Below are 19,133 nucleotides of genomic sequence, written 5' to 3' on the forward strand. Positions count from 1 at the left end.
GCTTGCTGGACGGGGCGACCCGCCCCGGCGGCTACGCCTGCGGGGCGCCCGGGCTGGAAGGCCGCGATCCGTCCGTCGCAGGGGCCTGCTGCGCGCCGGGGTTCGTGGCCCCCGGCGGGTGCGGGAGGTAGGACTGCGGCGCTCCGGGGCCCCACGGCGCGGCGGACGGGGGAGTCTGCGGCGCTCCGGCTGGGCCCCACGGCGCTGCGGGTGGGTAGGCCTGCGGCGCACCGGCCGGGCCCCACGGCCCTCCCGGCGGGTTGGCCTGCAGGGGCGGGTACGCCTGCGGAACACCGGCGCCGGGTGCCCAAGGACCGTCCGGTGGGTACGACTGCGGCACGCCCGGGCCGGAACCGGGCCAGGCCGGCTCCGCGCTCGCGGGTCCGGGAACGTACGTGCGCTGGAGCCCGGTGCGGGAGGCCCACGCCCAGAGGGCGCCGGCGCTGAGCAGCAGGATGACGCCCGGCAGCAGGACGGACGGACCCGCGCTGCCCGCGCCCCGGTCGAAGACGGTCGAGGTGTCCTGCTGCATCAGCACCAGGCTGCCGAAGGCCACCAGGTTGTTGAACGTGTGCAGCAGCACCGCCACCTCGAGGCCGCCGGTGCGCCAGGTGAGCAGCGAGAGCACGACGGCGAAGGCGAAGTAGAAGGCGATCAGCCACGGGTCGCCGGCACCGTGGGCGAGGGTGAACACCGCGCCCGACAGCAGCGTGCCGACGAGCAGCGCCAGCCGCGGTGACGCGCACCACGACCCCGCGCCGCGTGTGATCAGCCCGCGCGCGCCGAACTCCTCGCCGGCGGCCTGCAGCGGTGTGGTCAGCACGACGATGACCAGCAGCGCGAGGTAGGTCCCGCTGGGCGCCCGCACCGACTCCGGTGCGGCGACGAGGGTGATGGCGAGGTACGCCAGCCAGAAGGGCAGGGCGACGAGGGACGCCCGCCCGAGCACCCGCCAGCGGAACCGTCCGGTGACCGAGCTCAGCCAGCGTCCGCGCTGGCCGAAGAACGCCCGCTGCAGCAGCATGCTGAGCGGGATCGCCGCGGCGTTGGAGAGGTTGACCGCGAGCAGCAGCGTGGGGGTCAGGTCGAGCCGCATGGCCAGCACGTCGTTCAGCGAGACGCTGCCCCGCGCGACGTCCCAGCCGATCGCCGCGCCCTGCAGCACGGTGCTGACCAGCAGGTAGGCCGCCACGAAGGACACGATCATGAGCAGGCCACGCACCCACGACGACCGGGGCGTCCGCAGCATCTGCGGGTAGGCCACCGGGGCCACCGGCATCGGGTCGCGCAGCGCGCGCACGGGCGGCGGGTACGTCACGGGGTAGGTCACAGGTCTCCTCGAGGACCGCGCCCGGGATCACCGGGCCGGACCTCCAGTGTGCGTGGCGTCCGGGGCACGCCGCCCTGACGCACGCCCGGCCTGTGGACGCCGGCGCGCTCTCCCGGCGGCCGAACCTCCGCAGGCCCCGGTGCTCTTTGCGATCTCTCAGTAACAGCCCGGCGGCGGACGACGAGGAACACCACGACAGGTCCACCCCCCGGGACCGCACCGCTTCCTGCTGCCCCCGCAGCGCCACCCCCAGGAGCGCCGATGACGTCCGCTTCCACCCCTGCCAGCTCTGCCAGCTCTGCCAGCGCTGCCACCTCTGCGACCTCCAGGGCCCGACGGGCCGTCGCCGCCCTCGCCGGGGCGGTCGCCCTCGCCGCGCTGACCGTGCCCGCCGGACCGACGACCTCGCTGCTGGCCGCCGACGCCGTCGCGGCCCCGGTCGTCGCGAGCGCGAAGCCCGCGTCCGCTCCGCTGCGCGTCGCGACCTACAACATCCGCAACGCGAACTCGTTCGACGGCAAGAAGAACGAGAAGCGCTGGGAGGACCGGCGCGGAGCCGTCGTCGCGGCGATCAAGGGCCAGGACCTCGACGTGCTCGCCGTCCAGGAGGCGACCCAGGGCATGCTCCACGACGCCGAGTCCGAGCGTGCCCGCGTCAACCAGTACGAGGACCTCGTGAACCGTCTCGGCGGCGCCTGGCAGGTGACCAACGAGGCCCACTACAACTGCGCGAACAGCGGCTCCCCGAACCGGTGCGCCTACCGCTACACGGGGGCCTCGGAGGGCAACCGGATCCTGTACGACGCCGACCGGGTCGACCTCGTGGACCAGGGCTCGCGGCTGCTGCCCGTGCCGGCGGGCAAGGGCGACAACTACATGACCTGGGCCGAGCTGCGCCAGCGCAGCACCGGCAAGCGGTTCATGGTCTCCAACCTGCACACGGTCGGCACCGACGCGCAGTACAAGACCAAGAACAAGCAGGCCCGGCTCGCGCTGGCCGAGCTGAAGGAGAACAACTCCGACGACCTGCCGATGATCGCCCTCGGCGACTGGAACTCCAGCCGCTTCGAGAAGCCGAGCAACGGCCCGTACGACACCTACGTCAAGGCCGGCTTCGTCGACCCGCTGGGCGGGGCGTACAAGACGCACAAGCCCAAGGGCGCCACGGTGGAGCACCGGATCCGAACCTGGCTCAACAGCTCCAACCCGAAGTGGTCGCGCAAGGCCCCCGGGCACAAGGCGTGGGGCAACGGCAGCTACATCGACTACATCCTGACGACGCCGATGCGCGTCAGCGAGTGGGAGACGGTCGCGAAGCTCGACAAGAAGGGCCGCTACAAGGGCGTCATCCCGTCGGACCACAACATGGTCCGGGCGACCGTCTGGCTGCCCTGACGCCGGGCACCCCGGCCTCCGCAGGCGGCCGGGAGCCCCGACGGGCTCAGGTAGTCGTGCGACCCCGGCGGCGGTGGCCGAGCAGCGCGACCACCGACGCGGCGGCGATGCCCATCGCCGCGCCGGCGTAGGACCAGGCCGGCCCGCCGGCGTCGATCACGACGCCGGCGACCGCCGTGCCCAGGGCGGCGCCGGTCGTGTTGGAGGCCGACAGGAACGCCTGCGCCTCGTTGAGCCGGCCGGGCGGCACGAGCTGGTCGAGCAGGGCCTGCTGCATGATCAGCGTCGGCGCGATCGTCAGACCGGTCAGGAACAGCACCGGCAGCAGCACGGGCAGCGCGGTGGTGCCCGACGCGAGCAGCACGGCCAGGGTCGTCAGCAGCAGCGCGAAGAGCCCGAGCAGCGCCGGGACGGCGTGCCGCTCGCTGACCTTCCACGCCCGCGCCCCGTAGGCCAGGCCCCCGATGGTGCTGCCGCCCGCGATCGCGGCGAACAGCACCCCGACGCGGTCGGTGCTGCCGAGCGCGAGGTCGGCCGTCGCCGCCATGGAGGTGTCGAGCTGGCCGAAGCCGATGCTGAGGACCAGCATGACGAGCAGGACGGCGGGCACGCCCACGGCGGTCAGCGCGGTCCGAGGGCCCGGGTCGGCGGACGCCGGGTCGTGCCCCGCGGCCTCGCGCTGGGTGGCGGCGTCGGCGCGACGCGCGACCCGGGTGAGGCAGTAGCCGACACCGCCGGCGGTGAGGAGCCCGGCGGTGAACAGCAGCGGCAGCGGACCGATCCCGGGGAGCAGCAGCGCCGACAGCAGCACCGGCCCGATGACGAAGGTCAGTTCGACCGACGTGCCATCGAGCGCGAACGCGACCCGCCGCGACGCCGGGTCGGGCAGGGCGATGCGAAAGCTGGAGCGCAGGGCCGGGCCGATGGCGGGGTAGCCCAGCCCCACGCCGACGGCCAGCGCCATGAGCAGGTGGTTCGGGGCGTCGCTCGTGGTCGCCAGGGTCAGGGCGACCAGCAGGCCCGCGCTGGCGAGCGTCGTCGGCAGCAGCACCCGCATCTGGCCGAAGCGGTCCATCAGCCGCCCCCACAGCGGGGTGCCCAGCGCGGCGCCGACGGCGTACGCGCCGCTGACGAGGCCGGCGACGGCGTACGTGTGCCGCTCGGCCTCGACGAGGATGAGGATGCCGAGCGGGATCATCGACAGCGTCAGCCGGGCGAGCGTCGCGAACAGGAAGGGCCCGGCCGCCGGACCGTGGCGCAGCAGCCGCCCGTACGCCCGCAGGCCCGTGCCGAGCTGGACCTCAGGGGCTTCGGTGGCCTGCGGGGCCAGGGGCGTGCGCACGGTTCTCCAGGAGCGGTCGTCGACGGGGGCGAGCGCTGCCGGCCGGCGGGCTCCGGGGCGCGTCGTCGCGGGCCGGGCCGTCCGCCGACCCGGGGCTGCTCGGCGCCGACCGGGTCGGAAGGCATCCTATCGGCCGCGTCGTCGGGCGTCCCCGGCGAACGTTCCGTGCCGGAGTTTCGCCCACTTTCGTCGTCGTCGACGGGCGTGCCAGGATGACGTCGTCACGCCGGTCAGGGAGGTGCACGTGGCGGCTGCCGGTCCCCACGACCCGGGCGACGCCCGGGTGACGGTCGCCGACATCGCCCGCGACGCCGGCGTCTCCATCGCCACCGTCTCCAAGGTGCTGAACCGCCGCCCCGACGTCGCCCCGGAGACGCGCGCCCGGGTGAACGGCCTCCTCGCCGAGCGCGGCTACGTCCTGTCGGCCCGGACGCGGAACAAGACCCGGGCGAGCCGTCCTGCCCGCGGTGGTCTGGTCGACCTCGTCTTCAACGACCCCGGCTCGCCCTGGGCCGCCGAGGTGATCCGCGGTGCCGCGGCGGCGGCGAGGACGGTCCGCGCCTCGATCGTCGTGACCGCGCTCGACCCCGAGCAGCGGGGGCGGCGGCGCTGGCTGGACGACCTGGCCGACCGGGGCTCCCTCGGCCTGGTGCTGGCCGTGTCGAGCATGTCGGCCGAGGAGCAGGGGGCGGTCCGCCAGCTCGGGCTGCCCGTCGTGCTCATGGACCTGGTGGGCGACTTCGAGTCGACGCTGCCCGCGCTGGGCACGGGGAACTTCGGCGGCGGGGTCGCGGCGACGCAGCACCTCCTCGACCTCGGCCACCGTCGCGTCGCCACCATCACCGGGCCGCAGCGCTACCTCTCGAGCCAGGCCCGGCTGGCCGGCTACCGCGCCGCGCTGGAACGGGCCGGCCTGCCTGTGGCGCCGGAGCTCGTGCGCGAGGGCGACTTCCACCACGGCTCGGCGCGCGAGGCGACCGCGGTGCTGCTCGGGCTCGCGGACCCGCCGACCGCGGTCTTCGCCGCCAACGACGAGCAGGCGCTCGGCGTCTACGCCACCGCGCAGGCCCACGGGCTGCGGGTGCCGGAGGACCTCAGCGTCGTGGGTTTCGACGACGTCCCGATGTCGCAGTGGGTCCTGCCCCCGCTGACCACCGTCCAGCAGCCCATCCGCGAGCTGGCCGCCCTGGCCACGCGCTCCCTGCTCGGTCTCGGCGAGGGCGACGGGCTGCCGGCGCGCGGCCGGGTGGAGCTGCCGACGACCCTGGTCGTCCGGGCGAGCACCGCGCCGCCGCCGGAGCGACCCCCGGGTGTGCCGGCCTCCTAGCGCAGCACAACGAGCGCCGGACTAGCGCAGCTCGCCGCTCCCGGCGAGGGCGTCGGTGCCCTGACGCGTGCTCGCGAAGTGGCAGACGGCGGCGTGCACACGCTCCGGCGCGCCCGGCCCGGGGTCGTCGGTGGTGCAGATCGCGCGGCCGGGGTCGACGGCCGGTCCGACGGGGCAGCGCAACCGGTAGTCGCAGCCGGGACCCGGAGCGGGACTGGCCGCGGTCGACGCCTCGATGGCGGCGTCGGAGAGGAGGCGGCGCTGGCCGACCTCGGGCACCGCGGCCAGCAGGGCCCGGGTGTACGGGTGCTGCGCGCGCGCCAGGATGTCGTCGACGCCGCCCTGCTCCACGACGCGCCCGTTGAACATCACCGCGACGTCGTCGCACATGTAGCGCACCACGGCCAGGTTGTGGCTGATGAAGAGCATCGACAGGCCCAGCTCGGCGCGCAGCCGGCGCAGCAGGTTGAGCACGACGGCCTGGACGGACACGTCGAGCGAGGCGGTGACCTCGTCGGCGACCAGCACCTCCGGACGCGCCGCGAGCGCCCGGGCGATGGCCACGCGCTGCCGCTGGCCGCCGGAGAGCTGCCCAGGTCGGTTGCGGACGAGCGCGGGGTCGAGGCTCACGAGCTCGAGCAGCTCGCGCACCCGCCGGCCCTGGTCGCGGCGCTCGCCGGCCGGCAGGCCCTCGGCGACGCACTGACCGACGGTGAAGCGGGGGTCGAGCGAGCTCCGCGAGTCCTGGAACACCATCTGCACCCGCCGGCGCGCCTCGCGGGCGTCCCGGCTGCGGGGCGACGACGCGTCGCGCTCGCCGACGCGGACGGTGCCCGTGAAGGGCGCGAGCCCGACGACCGCGCGGGCGGTCGTGCTCTTGCCCGAGCCGGACTCGCCGACGAGGCCGAGCACCGAGCCGGCCCGCAGGTCGAACGAGACCGACCGGACGGCGGTCACGGAGCCGTAGCGGACGGTGAGGTCGGAGACGGACAGGGCGGGGGTCACGAGGCGGCCCTCTCCTCGACGAGGGCGGGCGCCTCGACCGGGTCGTCGGCGGTCAGGGGGTGCCAGCAGGCGGCGCGGTGCCCGGGGGCGCCGATCTGCAGCAGCGGGGGCCGCTGGTCGCGGCAGTCCTGCTCGGCGCGGGGGCACCGGTCGGCGAAGTAGCAGCCGGGCAGGTCGACGCCCGGTCCGGGCATGCGGCCGTCGAGCATGGGCAGCGGCCGGGACCGGTCGGCGGCCATGTCCGGGCTCGCGGCCAGCAGCAGGCCGGTGTACGGGTGCGCCGGCCTCGCCAGCAGCTCCTCGGTCGACGCCTCCTCGACGACGAAACCCGCGTACATGACGAGGATCCGGTCGCTGATCTCGGAGACCACCGCGATGTCGTGGGAGATGAAGAGCACGCTCGCCCCGGTCTCGTCGCGCACCTCGGCGACGAGGCGCAGGATCTGGCGCTGCACGGTGACGTCCAGCGCCGTCGTCGGCTCGTCGGCGACGAGCAGCCGGGGCTCGCCCATCAGCCCGATCGCGATGCAGACGCGCTGCTTGGTGCCGCCGGACAGCTCGTGCTGGTGCTGGCCGAAGCGGCGCTCGGGGTCGTTGACGGCGACGGCGCGCAGGGCGTCGAGCGCCCGGCGCCGGGCGAGGGGCTTGTCCTCGTGCAGGTGCACGACCGCGGGCTCGACGAGGTGGGTCCCCACCTTGATCGCCGGGTTCAGGGCCTCGCCCGGGTCCTGGAAGATCATCGCCATCGAGCGACCGAGGACCCGCTCGTCGTCCTTGGTGCGCCGCGTCAGGTCGACGTCGTCGAAGCGCAGCGTCTCCGCGTGCACGGAGCCCGGTGCCTCCACGAGCTGCGCCACGGCCGAGGTCGCCATGCTCTTGCCCGAGCCGGACTCGCCGACGATCCCCACGGTCTCGCCGGGCGCGACGCTGAACGACACGTCGCGCACCGGAGTGACCGTGCCGCCGTCGGGGCCGGGGTAGACGACCCGCAGGCCACGGACCTCGAGCAGCGGACGGGCCGCGGGAGCCGTGGACGACCCGAAGGCCTGGTCCGCGAGCCCCTCGGCGTGCGCGCCGCGGGAGGACGTCTCGGTGCCCGTCGCACCGGGGCCGTCCGCCGGCGCCGGCGCGGCGTCGACCTGGCGGGGCGCGGAACGACGGCCGCCGACCAGGTCGGACAGGTGCTCCCCGGCCATGTTGAACGTGAGCCCGGCGAGCACGATCGCGACGGCCGGGCCCAGGGCCGCGGTCGGGGTGATGTAGACGCGGGTGAGGCCGTCGCTGAGCAGCCGCCCCCAGTCGTACGACGGCGGCTGCACGCCCAGCCCGAGGAAGCTCAGGCCGGACAGCGCGAGGATCGCCGTGCCGATGTGGATGGTCGTGTAGAGGATGACCGGCTCGGCGATGTTCGGCAGGACGTGCCGCAGGACCACCGTGACCGGGCCCTTGCCGAGCACGCGGGAGGCCTCGACGTAGTCGCGGCTGATCGCCGACGCCGTCAGGGTCTGGGTGATGCGGGCGAAGCCGGGCGCGAAGGACGCGCCGACCGCCAGCACGCTGCCGACGGAGCCGATGCCGAAGAGCACCGCGAAGAAGATGGACAGCAGCAGCGCGGGGAAGGCCATCAGCAGGTTGATCACCGCGCCGAGGACCTTGCCCAGCCGGTTCGACGCGCCGGAGAGCAGCCCGAGCGCGACGCCCACGACACCGCCGACGACGGTGGCGAGCACGGCGAGGACCAGCGAGCTGCGCGTGGCGACGAGCGTGCGCGCGAACAGGTCGCGCCCGAGGTCGTCGGTGCCCAGCCAGTGCTTCGCGCTGGCCGCCTGGTTGGCGTCCACGACGTTCGTCGCCCCGGCCGCGTCACCCCAGATCCACGGGCCGGCGACGCTGAGGAAGACGAACGCGAGCAGGAGGACGAGGGCGACCCCGCCGGGCAGCCGGACCCGGCGGCGCCGGGCGGCGGCCCGCGTCGGGACGGTCGTGCTCATCGCAGCGCCCCGAGCCGGGAGCGGGGGTCGAGCACGCCGAGCAGCACGTCGACCACCATGTTGAGCAGCAGCACGGCCGCGCCGAGGACGAGCAGGACGCCCTGCACGAGCGGAAAGTCCTTCTGGATGACGGCCTGCGAGATCACGGTGCCGACGCCCGGCCAGCCGAAGACGTTCTCCACGAGCACCGTCCCGGCCACGAGCCCGGACAGGATCATGGCGCCGAAGGTCAGCGACGCCGTCATCATGTTCGGCAGCACGTGGCGCAGGTAGAGCAGCCGGCGCGGCAGCCGCCGCGACTTGGCCGCCCGGACGTACTCGGTGTCGAGGACCTTGAGGGCCTCGACGCGCACGATCCGCGACAGCGAGGCCGCGGGCCCCACGACCAGCGCGGCCACGGGCAGCACGTACGAGCGGGGGCCCGTGAGCCCGGCCGCCGGGAAGAGCTTCAGCCCGACGACGAAGACCACGCTGAGCACGGTGGCCATGACGTAGTCGGGCACCGAGTTGAACAGCCCCGTCACGTTGACGAACACGCCGCGGGTCACCCGGCCCCGCCCGCCGCGGGTGCGGACCGCGGTCAGCAGCCCGACCGGCAGCGCGATGAGGATGACGAGGACGAAGGCGGGCACCGCGAGCCGCAGCGTGTTCGGGAAGCGGGTGCCGAGCAGGTCGCCCACCGGTGCCTCGGTGACGATCGAACGACCGAGGTCACCGGTGACGACCCCGCGCAGGTAGTGCACGTACTGCGCCGGGAGGGGCTGGTCCAGGCCCAGCTCGTGGCGCCGCAGCTCCACCAGCTGCGGCGTCGCCTGCTCACCGAGCGCCGCCTGGACCGGGTCGCCGGGGACCAGGTGCACCATGACGAACGTCGCGGTGACCAGGACCAGCAGGGAGACCACGAGCCGCAGCAGCCGGCTGGCCACGAACCGGATCCAGGGGCGCGCCCTCGACGCGGTCGGCTCGGCGGGCAGGGCGGGCGAGGGCAGCGGGCCCGCCGGCTCCAGCGTCGTCGCGGTGGTCATGCGCGTCCCCTGCCCTCGTCCTTCGCTCCCGTCCTGCTCGTGCTACTGGGTGAGCCGGATGCTGGTCGGGACCGCGAACAGCCCGACGGTCTGCAGCGTGGCCTTCGCGGTGTAGAACGGCCGGTCGCCGTTCGACACCGGGATGACGTCGGCCCGCTTGAACAGCTCCTGGTGGGCCTTGGTCCACAGCGGGCAGGCCTCCTCGGCCGGCGCCTGGGCGGCCTGGGCGGACAGCTTCTCGAAGGCCGGGTTGCGGATGTCGCCGGAGTTGCGGCCCCCGTCGGCCGGCGTCGCGCCGCCGAAGAACGTGGTCGCCATGTACGGGAACTCGACGTTGATGGCGCTGTAGAAGATGTCGAAGTCCGCGGTCGTGTAGAGCGACTCGAGGAAGGCGGCGTTGGTCAGGCCGACCAGGTCGGTGCCGATGCCGGCGGCCTTGAGCTGCTGGCCCAGGAGCTCCACGGCGGACGCGGTCTGCGGCGCACCGGTCTGGTAGATGATCTTGACCTTGAGCGGCTTGCCGGCCTTCGAGCGGGTGCCGTCCGCGGCCTTGGTCCAGCCCGCGGCGTCGAGGACCGAGCTGGCCTTCGCGACGTCGAAGGTCGGCAGGGCGCCGGTCGTCTCGTCGCCGGGGCAGGCCACCGGCGCCTCGGCGATCAGGTTGGTGGCCAGGGTGCCCTGGTTCGCGGTGCTCACCGGGGCCAGGTCGTCACGGTTCACGGCCGACGCCGCGGCCTGGCGCAGCTGCTCGTCGTTGAACAGGCGACCGGCGGCCTCGTTGAAGTTGATCTCGCCGACGATCACCGGCACGTCGAAGCGCTGGACGCCGGGGGTCTTGTCGAGCCGGGCACGGTCAGGGCCGGTGATCTGCGCGGCGTTGATCTGGCCGGAGACGAGCTGGTTGGCCATCGTCGACTCGTTGGCCACGAAGGCGATGGTGACCTTCTTCGGCACGCCGGGCGTCGCCGTGCTCGCGCCGGCCGGGCCCCACGTGTAGCCGTCGCGCCGCTCGAACTCGTAGTGGTCGCCCGACACGTAGTTCGTGATCTTGAACGGTCCGGTCCCGGCCGACGCGTGCTCGATGGAGGCGGGGTCCTTGAGGCCGGCGGGGCACAGGATCGGCACCGCGCCGGCGCCCTGCAGCAGCGAGCCGAACGGCGTCTTGGAGGTGATCGTGAACGTGCCGGCGGTGTCGTCGGAGGACACGGTGTAGCTCACCGGAACCGAGAGCGCCACCCACGGGGAGAGCGTCTTCGGGTCCTTGATGTAGTTGAAGTCGGCCTCGATGTCGCTCGGCTTGAGCTTCTGGCCGTCGTCGCAGGTGGCGGTCCCGCCCAGCTTGTAGGTGACCGAGTCGCCCTTCACCTCCCAGCTCGTGGCGAGCTGCGGGACGGGCTTGCCGTCCGCGCCGCGCCCGACGAGCGTGTCGTAGGCGAAGGCGTACACCTGGCGGTTGAAGCCGCCGGTGCTCTTGTACGGGTTCACGCTGCCCGGGTCGCTGCCGAGGTTCATGGTGAACGTGCCGTCGACCTGCGGCTGGCCCGGCTGGGAGGTCCCGGCGGCTCCGCCGCCTCCGCCGCACGCGGCGAGGAGGGTCAGGAGGGAGGCCGCCGCGACCGCGGGCAGCGTCGTGCGCTTCATGAATGCACCTTTGCTTCAGGAACGTCTGGCGTGAGGAACGTGTGCTGGCGATACGTGTGCTGGCGGTACGTGTGCGGGCGATGCGTGTGCTGGCGGGGCTCGTGCTCGAGGGACGTGCGCCGGAGGGACGGGCGGCCGGTGGGACGAGCCCACCGCGGCTGCTCGACGGGCGAGGGCTTGCGTCGCGTCGAAAGCCGGGCGGAACTCCGAAAGTCCCGCTGCTTCTTTCGACGCTCCGTGCACCGTACGGCCGCTGCGTCGAGGGCGTCAAGGGTTCCCGGACGGTGTGTCGAAACCGGTTTCGAAGGCGCCGACCGGTCGGCGGGGGAGGGCTGACAGATCGAGCCTGAGCGCGTACGGTGACCGCACGAACCGCCTTCCTCCCACGGGCGACCGACATCGGTCACCCATGGGGACGCGGCCTGGTCGACGACCGAAACTCACCGAAACTACGCCGGTGGGCAGCGGGCGCCGGACACCCCACGCGCGCAGCCCGTGCGCCGAGAGCACTCGCAGGAGAGAGCCACCCATGGTCGAGACCCAGGACATCCGACGCCCGGACCCCGCGCTCGTGCGCGGGCTGCAGGCGATCGGCAGCGCCACGGCGAGCAGCGAGCTCAACAAGCTCGGCGTGCGCAGCGCCCACATCCGTGGTCCGGTGGCCCGGACGCCCGGCGCGTGCATCGCCGGACCCGCGCTGACCCTGCAGTTCCTGCCCAAGCGGGAGGACCTCTACCAGGTCGACGAGTACGCCGAGCCGGAGAAGCAGCTGCACCGCCACGTCATGTACCACACCCAGCCGGGCGACGTGATCGTCGTCGACGCCCGCGGTGACATGGCCAGCGGCGTGTTCGGGGAGATGATGCTGACCTACTTCGCCGGCCGCGGCGGCGTCGGCGTGGTCGTCGACGGCTGCATCCGCGACTTCGGCCAGGCGAAGGACCTCGGCGTGGGGCTGTGGCTGCGAGGCACGACCCCGAACTTCCACTCCCAGACCGACATCTTCCCCCACGCGGTGAACGTCCCCGTCGCCTGCGGCGGCACCGTCGTGGTGCCCGGCGACATCGTCGTGGCCGACGACGACGGCGCGGTGGTCGTGCCGATCGCGCTCGCGCCGCGGCTGCTGGAGATCGCCAGCGAGCACGCCGAGTGGGAGGACTTCTCCCGCCTGCGCCTCTCGCAGGGCGGCGACCTGCGCCTCTACTACCCGCTCTCGGAGGCGGCCCGGCCCGAGTACGAGCAGTGGCGCGCGGCCCAGGCCGACGCCTCCGAGGCGGCCGCTGCCGGCGCGGGGGTCGCCCGATGAGGATCACGCGGCTGGTGCCGTGGCTGGTCCGGTCCTCGGCGTCGTTCTGGGGCCAGTTCCTCTTCGTCGAGGTGCGCACGGACGAGGGCGTGACGGGCTGGGGCGAGATCACCAGCACGACGCGGACCGCGAACCGCTCGGTCGCGCGCATGCTCCGCGAGGTCGAGGGCCTCGTCGCGGGCGAGGACCCGGCCGCGATCGAGCTGGTGTGGCACAAGCTCTTCCGCGCCTTCACCTACGCGGGCAGCCGCGGCGCCGCGTGCACCGTCGCCAGCGCGGTCGACATCGCCCTGTGGGACATCCGCGGCAAGGTGCTCGGCGTGCCCGTGGCCGACCTGCTCGGTGGACCCGTCCGCCGCGAGCTGTCGCTCTACACGCACCCCGACCAGAGCCGCTTCGCGACCGCGGAGGGCGTCGAGGAGGAGATCGGGCGCATCGTCGGCGCCGGCTACGGGGCCATCAAGTTCGACCCGTTCCCGCACGCCGAGGACGTCCCCGAGGCCAACGACCGCTACCTCGACGGGCGTCTCTCGCGCAGCGACGAGCACCGCGCGATCGAGCTGTCGCAGCAGATCCGGGCGGCGGCCGGGCCCGACGTCGAGCTGCTCGTGGACGCGCACGGGCGCTTCGACGTGCCCACCGCGATCCGGCTCGCGAACCACCTGCACGAGGCCGTGGACCTGCACTGGTTCGAGGAGCCCGTCCCGCCGGAGAGCTACCACGCGCTGCGCCAGGTGCGGGAGCGCACGCAGGTGCCGATCTCGGTCGGGGAGCGTCTGCACACCCGCTGGGACTTCGTGCCCGTGCTGGAGCGCGAGCTCGCCGACTTCGTCATGCCCGACGTGACCTGGACGGGCGGCATCAGCGAGCTGAAGAAGATCGCCTCGATGGCCGAGGCCCACTACGTGCCCGTCTCGCCGCACGACGCGGCCGGGCCGGTGAACCTCGTCGCCGGGGCGCACGTGATGGCCACGACGCCGAACTTCTACCGCCTCGAGTCGAGCAGCTACGACCTCGCCACGTACAACGAGCTGCTCGAGGTGCCGCTGGCCGCCGTCGACGGCCGGCTGCCGCTGCCGACGGGGCCCGGGCTCGGGCTGGCCTTCGACACCGACTACCTGAGCGCCAACGTCGTGGACGGGTTCGGCGGCACGGACTGAGCGTCCGCCCATGGAGCACGAAGGGCCCGCCGGCACCAGCCGGCGGGCCCGCTCGCGTCCGGGCTCAGAGGTCCCAGCGGTCGGCCATCATGACCTTGCTCCACGCCCGGGCGAAGTCGCCGACGAACTTGTCGGCCGCGTCGTCGCTGGCGTAGACCTCGGCCACCGCGCGCAGCTCGGAGTTCGAGCCGAACACGAGGTCGTTGCGGGTGCCGGTCCAGCGGACCTGGCCCGTCGCGCTGTCGACGCCCTCGTACGTGCCGGGCGCGCCCTCCACCGGCTTCCACTCGGTCCCGAAGGCGAGCAGGTGGGTGAAGAAGTCGTTGCTCAGCACCCCGACGCGGTCGGTGAGCACGCCGTACGACGACTCGCCGACGTTCGCCCCGAGCACGCGAAGCCCGCCGACGAGGACGGTGAGCTCGGGTGCGGTCAGCCCGAGGAGGTTCGCCCGGTCGACGAGCAGGAACTCCGCCGGCAGCCGGTGGCCCTTGCCGAGGAAGTTCCGGAACCCGTCGGCGGTCGGCTCCAGGGGCGCGAACGACTCGACGTCGGTCTGCTCCTGGCTGGCGTCCGTCCGGCCCGGCACGAACGGGATCGCGACCGGGTGGCCGCCGTCGGCCGCCGCCTTCTCGACCGCGGCGTCGCCGGCGAGCACGATCAGGTCGGCGAGCGAGATCTTCGTCGGCCCGGCGGCGTTGAAGTCGGCCCGGACTGCCTCGAGCGCCCGCAGCGCGCGGTGCAGCTCGTCGGGCTCGTTGACCTCCCAGCTGCTCTGCGGGAGCAGCCGGACCCGGGCGCCGTTCGCCCCGCCGCGCTTGTCGCTCGAGCGGTAGGTCGAGGCCGAGGCCCACGCCGTCGCGACGAGCCGCGAGACGCTCAGCCCCGCGTCGAGGACGCGCTGCTTGAGCACCGCGACGTCGTCGGCGGTCACGAGGGGGTGGTCGACGGCGGGGACCCGGTCCTGCCACAGGAGCTCCTCGGCCGGCACCTCGGGGCCGAGGTAGCGCTGGATCGGGCCCATGTCGCGGTGCGTCAGCTTGAACCAGGCGCGCGCGAACGCGTCGGCGAAGGCGCCCGGGTCGTTCAGGAAGCGCTCGCCGATCTCGCGGTAGACGGGGTCGACCTTGAGGGCGATGTCGGAGGTGAGCATGCCCGGCGTACGGGTGGGCTCGTTGGTCTCCGGGTCAGGGACCGTCGCGGCGCCGGCGCCGCCCTTGGGCGACCACTGCCAGGCGCCGCCCGGGCCCTTGCCGAGCTCCCAGTCCAGGCCGTAGAGGTTCTCGAGGTACTTCTGGCCCCACGTCGTCGGCTCCGAGGTCCACGTGACCTCCAGCCCGCTGGTGATCGTGTCGCCCCCCTTGCCGGAGCGGTAGCCGTTCTTCCAGCCCAGGCCCTGCTGCTCGATCGGGGCGCCCTCGGGCTCCGGGCCGACGTGCAGCTCCGGGTCCGCCGCACCGTGGGTCTTGCCGAACGTGTGGCCGCCGGCGATGAGGGCGAAGGTCTCCTCGTCGTTCATCGCCATCCGGCCGAACGTCTCGCGGATGTCGCGCGCCGAGCCCATCGGGTCGGGGTTGCCGTTCGGGCCCTCGGGGTTGACGTAGATCAGGCCCATCTGGACGGCGGCCAGCGGCTTCTCCAGCTCGCGGTCGCCGGTGTAGCGCTCGTCGCCGAGCCAGGTCTGCTCGGGGCCCCAGTAGACGTCCTGGTCGGGCTCCCACGCGTCCGCGCGGCCGCCGGCGAAGCCGAAGACGGGCAGGCCCATGTCCTCCAGCGCGACCGTCCCGGCGAAGACGATGAGGTCGGCCCACGACACCCGGGCGCCCCACTTCTGCTTCACCGGCCAGATCAGGCGGCGGGCCTTGTCGAGGCTCGCGTTGTCGGGCCAGCTGTTGAGGGGGGCGAAGCGCTGCATGCCCGCGCCCGCGCCGCCGCGGCCGTCGGCCACGCGGTAGGTGCCGGCGCTGTGCCACGCCATGCGGATGAAGAAGGGGCCGTAGTGGCCGAAGTCGGCGGGCCACCACGGCTGCGAGGTCGTCATGACCTGCTTGAGGTCGGCCCGCAGCTCGTCGAGGTCGACCGTGGCGAAGGCCGCCGCGTAGTCGAAGTCGGGCTGCATCGGGTTGGAGGCGGTCCCGTGCTTGCGCAGGACGGAGAGGTTCAGCGACTCGGGCCACCAGCGCTGGTTGGTGCTCCCACCCTCCGTGGGGTGGTTCATCCGCCCCGCGTCGACCGGGCAGCCGGCCGCCTCCTCGGTGTTCATGTGACCCTCGCGCGTCTCGTTGTCGACACGCTCCGTCGAGGGGCCGGCCTCGTCGGTGGCGGGGTGGTTGGCGTCGGTCATGTGGCTGAGGGCCCTTTCCTGGGTCAGGGACGGCGGGGGAGGGATCGGGTGGGCACGGCGTGCGTCACGAGGTCTCGTTCGGGTATCGGGGTGCCGGGAGACACGCCGGTCGGCAGGAGCCTCGCGCACGACCTGATTCTGCACCGTACCGAGCGTCCCAAGACGACGCTCCGCGCCCGGCTGCCGGTCGGGGGACTCGTCGGTGCCGCGGACGCGGGCGACCTGTCGGTGCTGGGCTCGGCCGGGCTTCGGGGCTGGTGCGGTTCGTCGGACGAGGTCCGACGGCGGTGGTGCGCCCTCCAGGCCGCCGTGGCCGGGGAGACCCCGACCTTCTTCTCTGTGTCCGAGGGGGGACTTGAACCCCCATTCCCGGTAAAGGGAACTAGCACCTCAAGCTAGCGCGTCTACCTATTCCGCCACCCGGACGAGTGGTTCGGCCCGTTCCCGGACCGGTGGATGACTATAGCGGGCCTCGGCCCAGGTTCCGAACGCGATCTCGGCGTGGACACCGGCGGGGACACCGGCCGGGCTGCTCGGCGAGGTCAGCGGTGGCGGTCGTGCCAGTGCCGGGCGATGGCCTGCGGGAGCGGGTCGACGACCTGGCCCTGCGCGGCCATCCCGGCGCGCGTGAGCTGGCGGCTGCGGATCAGGCTGAGGAAGCCGAAGGTCCAGGGCAGGTACTGGAAGCAGAAGGCCAGCTTGAAGTCGGTGAGCGTGTACGCCCCGCCCGGCGAGCGGAGGTCGAGCACGAAGCCGATGGCCAGGATCGTCAGCAGCGAGGCGGTGAACCCGCCGACGTTGACGATGCCCGAGGCGACGCCGAGGCGCGGCGTCGGGTTGAACGACCGGGCGAAGTCGAAGCCCACGGCCGAGGCCGGCCCGTTCGCGGAGAGGACGAGCAGCAGCAGGACGACGACGGGCAGCGGGGCGGCGCCCGGCCAGAGCAGCACGACGGTCCAGGCCAGCACCGTGGCGATGCTGACGCCGAGCACCAGGTTCGAGCGGCGGAAGGGGTACGCGGCCGTGAGCCCGCCGAGGACGGGGGCGACGAGCAGGCCGGCCAGGACCATCATCGTCAGCAGGCCGCCGGCGAGCGCCGCGCTGTAGCCCAGCCCCACCGTGAGGAAGGGGTAGCCCCAGAGCAGGACGAACACCATCTGCGAGAACTGCGACGTGAAGTGCGACCACAGGCCCAGCCGGGTGCCGGGCTCGGCGAACGACGACTGCAGCTGGCCCACGGCCTCGCGGAACGACACCGGTGGGGCGGCGCTGCGGCCGAGCGGGGAGTCGCGGACGGCGAGCAGCACCGCGATGGACACCAGCACGCCGATGGCCGCCGCGCCGAGGTAGGCCGGCGTCCACCCGAACGCGTGGAGCACGAGCACGAGCGGGATGGTGCTCGCGACCTGGCCGAGCTGGCCGAGCAGCCCGGTGACCTGGGTCAGCACGGGCACGCGCCGCGCCGGGAACCAGGACGGCACGAGCCGCAGCACGCTGACGAAGGTCATGGCGTCGCCGGTGCCGACGAGCATCCGCGCGACGACCGCGCCGGGGGTCGTGGTGCTGACCGCCATCAGGACCTGGCCCAACGCCATGACGAGGGCGCCGACGGCGACCAGGCGGCGGGGGCCGAAGCGGTCGACCATCACCCCGACGGGGACCTGCATACCGGCGTACATGACGAGCTGCAGCACCACGAAGACCGAGAAGACCGAGGCGCCGATGCCGAAGCGCTCGGTGGCGTACGTCGCCGCGACGCCGAGCGACGTGCGCTGCAGCACCGCGACCGCGTACGCGAGGACCCCGACGCCCCAGACGAGCCAGGCACGACGGGGGAGGTCCACGGGCCTCATTCTCACCCGGCGGGAGGGGCCGCCTCCGGACCTGGACAGCCGGCCCGGCGATGATGACTCGGTGACCTCGCAGCCGACCGACCGCCCGGCGTCCTCGTCCAGCACACCGGCCCCCGCCCCCGACGCGGAGGTCGTCGACCTGTGCCGTGAGCTCATCCGGATCGACACGACGAACTTCGGCTCCGAGCCGGGCCCGGGGGAGCGCGACGCGGCCGAGCGCGTCGCCGGGTGGCTCGACGAGGTCGGCATCAGCAGCGAGCTGTACGAGCCGGAGCCGCGCCGCACGTCCCTCGTCGCCCACTGGTCGCCGGAGGGGACCGACGAGAGCCTGCCGCCGCTGCTGGTCCACGGCCACCTCGACGTCGTGCCCGCGAACGCCGACGACTGGAGCGTCGACCCCTTCTCCGGCGAGGTGCAGGACGGCTGCGTGTGGGGCCGAGGCGCGGTCGACATGAAGGACTTCGACGCGATGGTGCTGAGCGTCGTCCGCGACCGGGTCCGCACGGGCCGCCCACCGCGCCGACCGATCCGGCTGATCTTCACCGCCGACGAGGAGGCCGGCAGCGGCCTCGGCGGGCGCTTCCTGGTCGACCAGCACCCCGAGGTCGTCGAGGGCTGCACCGAGGCCATCGGCGAGGTCGGCGGCTTCTCGCTCACCGTCCGCGACGACCTGCGGCTCTACCTCGTCCAGACCGCGGAGAAGGGCCTGGCCTGGCTCAACCTCATCGCCGACGGCCGGGCCGGGCACGGCTCGTTCCGCAACGACGACAACGCGGTCACCGAGCTCGCCGCCGCGGTCGGCCGCATCGGCACGTACGCGTGGCCGAACCGGATCACCGCGTCGCAGCAGGCGTTCCTCGAGGCGGTGTCCGAGGCGCTCGGCGTCGAGCTCGACCCGCACGACGTCGAGCCGACGCTGGCCAAGCTGGGCAGCATCGCGCGCATGGTCGGCGCGACGATGGGCAACACCGCCAACCCGACGATGCTCAAGGCCGGCTACAAGCACAACGTCATCCCCGGCCGGGCGACCGCGTCGGTCGACGGCCGCTTCGTGCCGGGCGGGCGGGAGGAGTTCTTCGACACGATCACCGAGCTGCTCGGCGACAAGGTCCGCTACGAGATCGAGAACGTGCAGCCGGCCGTGGAGACCGAGTTCTCCGGCGCGCTCGTGGAGGCGATGCAGGCCTGCCTGTCCGCGGAGGACCCGGCGGCCAAGGCCGTGCCGTTCCTCATGAGCGGCGGCACCGACGCCAAGTGCTGGGACGCGCTCGGCGTGCGCTGCTTCGGCTTCGCGCCGCTGCGGCTGCCCGCCGACCTCGACTTCGTGGGCATGTTCCACGGCGTCGACGAGCGGGTGCCGACCGAGTCGCTGGAGTTCGGCGCGCGCGTGCTCGACCGGTTCCTCGACCAGGCCTGA

13 protein-coding genes and 1 tRNA gene are annotated in these 19,133 nt (G+C 73.6%); 5 read left to right on the plus strand and 9 right to left on the minus strand.

Translation table 11 applies throughout. The annotated features are described in order from the left end of the window. Positions 1-31 precede the first annotated feature (31 nt). On the minus strand, positions 32-1,330 hold the full coding sequence (locus BMY04_RS07485) for a CPBP family intramembrane glutamic endopeptidase (protein WP_091178457.1): 1,299 nt from the start codon (positions 1,328-1,330) through the stop codon (positions 32-34). 261 nt (positions 1,331-1,591) lie between these two features. Here BMY04_RS07485 and BMY04_RS07490 point away from each other — a divergent pair, with 261 nt between their 5' ends. Next, a complete protein-coding gene (locus tag BMY04_RS07490; RefSeq protein WP_091178458.1) occupies positions 1,592-2,725 on the plus strand; it encodes an endonuclease/exonuclease/phosphatase family protein in 1,134 nt (377 codons plus the stop codon). Between the two features lie 46 nt (positions 2,726-2,771). Here BMY04_RS07490 and BMY04_RS07495 read toward each other — a convergent pair whose 3' ends face one another. After that, positions 2,772-4,067 (minus strand): MFS transporter, encoded by a 1,296-nt coding sequence (locus BMY04_RS07495; RefSeq protein WP_232506164.1) that lies wholly within the window; start codon positions 4,065-4,067, stop codon positions 2,772-2,774. Positions 4,068-4,311: 244 nt separating this feature from the next. Between BMY04_RS07495 and BMY04_RS07500 the strand changes: the two genes are divergently transcribed. Then, a complete protein-coding gene (locus BMY04_RS07500; protein WP_232506165.1) occupies positions 4,312-5,394 on the plus strand; it encodes a LacI family DNA-binding transcriptional regulator in 1,083 nt (360 codons plus the stop codon). A 21-nt stretch (positions 5,395-5,415) separates the two neighbouring features. On the opposite strand, the gene BMY04_RS07505 is transcribed toward BMY04_RS07500, so the two are convergent. Genes BMY04_RS07505 through BMY04_RS07520 form a run of 4 tightly spaced genes read right to left on the minus strand, consistent with a single transcriptional unit; the run spans position 5,416 to position 11,056 of the window. Further along, complete coding sequence (locus BMY04_RS07505; protein WP_232506166.1) at positions 5,416-6,399, minus strand: ABC transporter ATP-binding protein; 984 nt, start codon at positions 6,397-6,399, stop codon at positions 5,416-5,418. Further along, positions 6,396-8,390, minus strand: a complete 1,995-nt coding sequence (locus tag BMY04_RS07510) for a dipeptide/oligopeptide/nickel ABC transporter permease/ATP-binding protein (RefSeq protein WP_091178461.1) — start codon at positions 8,388-8,390, stop codon at positions 6,396-6,398. The genes BMY04_RS07505 and BMY04_RS07510 overlap by 4 nt, the downstream gene beginning before the upstream one ends. Then, positions 8,387-9,415 carry an ABC transporter permease gene (locus tag BMY04_RS07515; RefSeq protein WP_091178462.1) on the minus strand — a complete coding sequence of 343 codons (1,029 nt, stop codon included), beginning with the start codon at positions 9,413-9,415 and terminating at the stop codon, positions 8,387-8,389. The genes BMY04_RS07510 and BMY04_RS07515 overlap by 4 nt, the downstream gene beginning before the upstream one ends. Before the next feature lie 42 nt (positions 9,416-9,457). Further along, positions 9,458-11,056 (minus strand): ABC transporter substrate-binding protein, encoded by a 1,599-nt coding sequence (locus tag BMY04_RS07520; RefSeq protein ID WP_091178463.1) that lies wholly within the window; start codon positions 11,054-11,056, stop codon positions 9,458-9,460. Between the two features lie 529 nt (positions 11,057-11,585). On the opposite strand from BMY04_RS07520, the gene BMY04_RS07525 reads away from it, so the two are divergent. Both BMY04_RS07525 and BMY04_RS07530 read left to right on the plus strand, forming a co-directional pair. Further along, on the plus strand, positions 11,586-12,362 hold the full coding sequence (locus tag BMY04_RS07525; RefSeq protein ID WP_091178464.1) for an RraA family protein: 777 nt from the start codon (positions 11,586-11,588) through the stop codon (positions 12,360-12,362). Then, entirely contained in the window at positions 12,359-13,522 is a 1,164-nt protein-coding gene (locus tag BMY04_RS07530; protein WP_091178598.1) for a mandelate racemase/muconate lactonizing enzyme family protein, read from the plus strand. Before BMY04_RS07525 ends, BMY04_RS07530 begins: the two co-directional genes overlap by 4 nt. A gap of 64 nt (positions 13,523-13,586) precedes the next feature. Here the strand turns inward: BMY04_RS07530 and katG are convergent, their stop codons facing one another. The 3 genes from katG to BMY04_RS07545 all read right to left on the minus strand — a co-directional run bounded on the left by katG (position 13,587) and on the right by BMY04_RS07545 (position 17,707). Beyond that, the gene (gene katG / locus BMY04_RS07535) at positions 13,587-15,863 is read right to left on the minus strand and encodes a catalase/peroxidase HPI (protein ID WP_408630442.1); all 2,277 of its coding nucleotides are present in this window, start codon (positions 15,861-15,863) and stop codon (positions 13,587-13,589) included. A 340-nt stretch (positions 15,864-16,203) separates the two neighbouring features. Next, positions 16,204-16,289: transfer RNA gene (locus BMY04_RS07540), tRNA-Leu, on the minus strand. Positions 16,290-16,405: 116 nt separating this feature from the next. After that, complete coding sequence (locus BMY04_RS07545) at positions 16,406-17,707, minus strand: MFS transporter (protein ID WP_232506167.1); 1,302 nt, start codon at positions 17,705-17,707, stop codon at positions 16,406-16,408. Between the two features lie 70 nt (positions 17,708-17,777). Between BMY04_RS07545 and BMY04_RS07550 the strand changes: the two genes are divergently transcribed. Further along, complete coding sequence (locus BMY04_RS07550) at positions 17,778-19,133, plus strand: M20/M25/M40 family metallo-hydrolase (RefSeq protein ID WP_091178466.1); 1,356 nt, start codon at positions 17,778-17,780, stop codon at positions 19,131-19,133.

The organism is Microlunatus flavus (genome assembly GCF_900110855.1).
GTDB lineage: Bacteria > Actinomycetota > Actinomycetes > Propionibacteriales > Propionibacteriaceae > Microlunatus > Microlunatus flavus.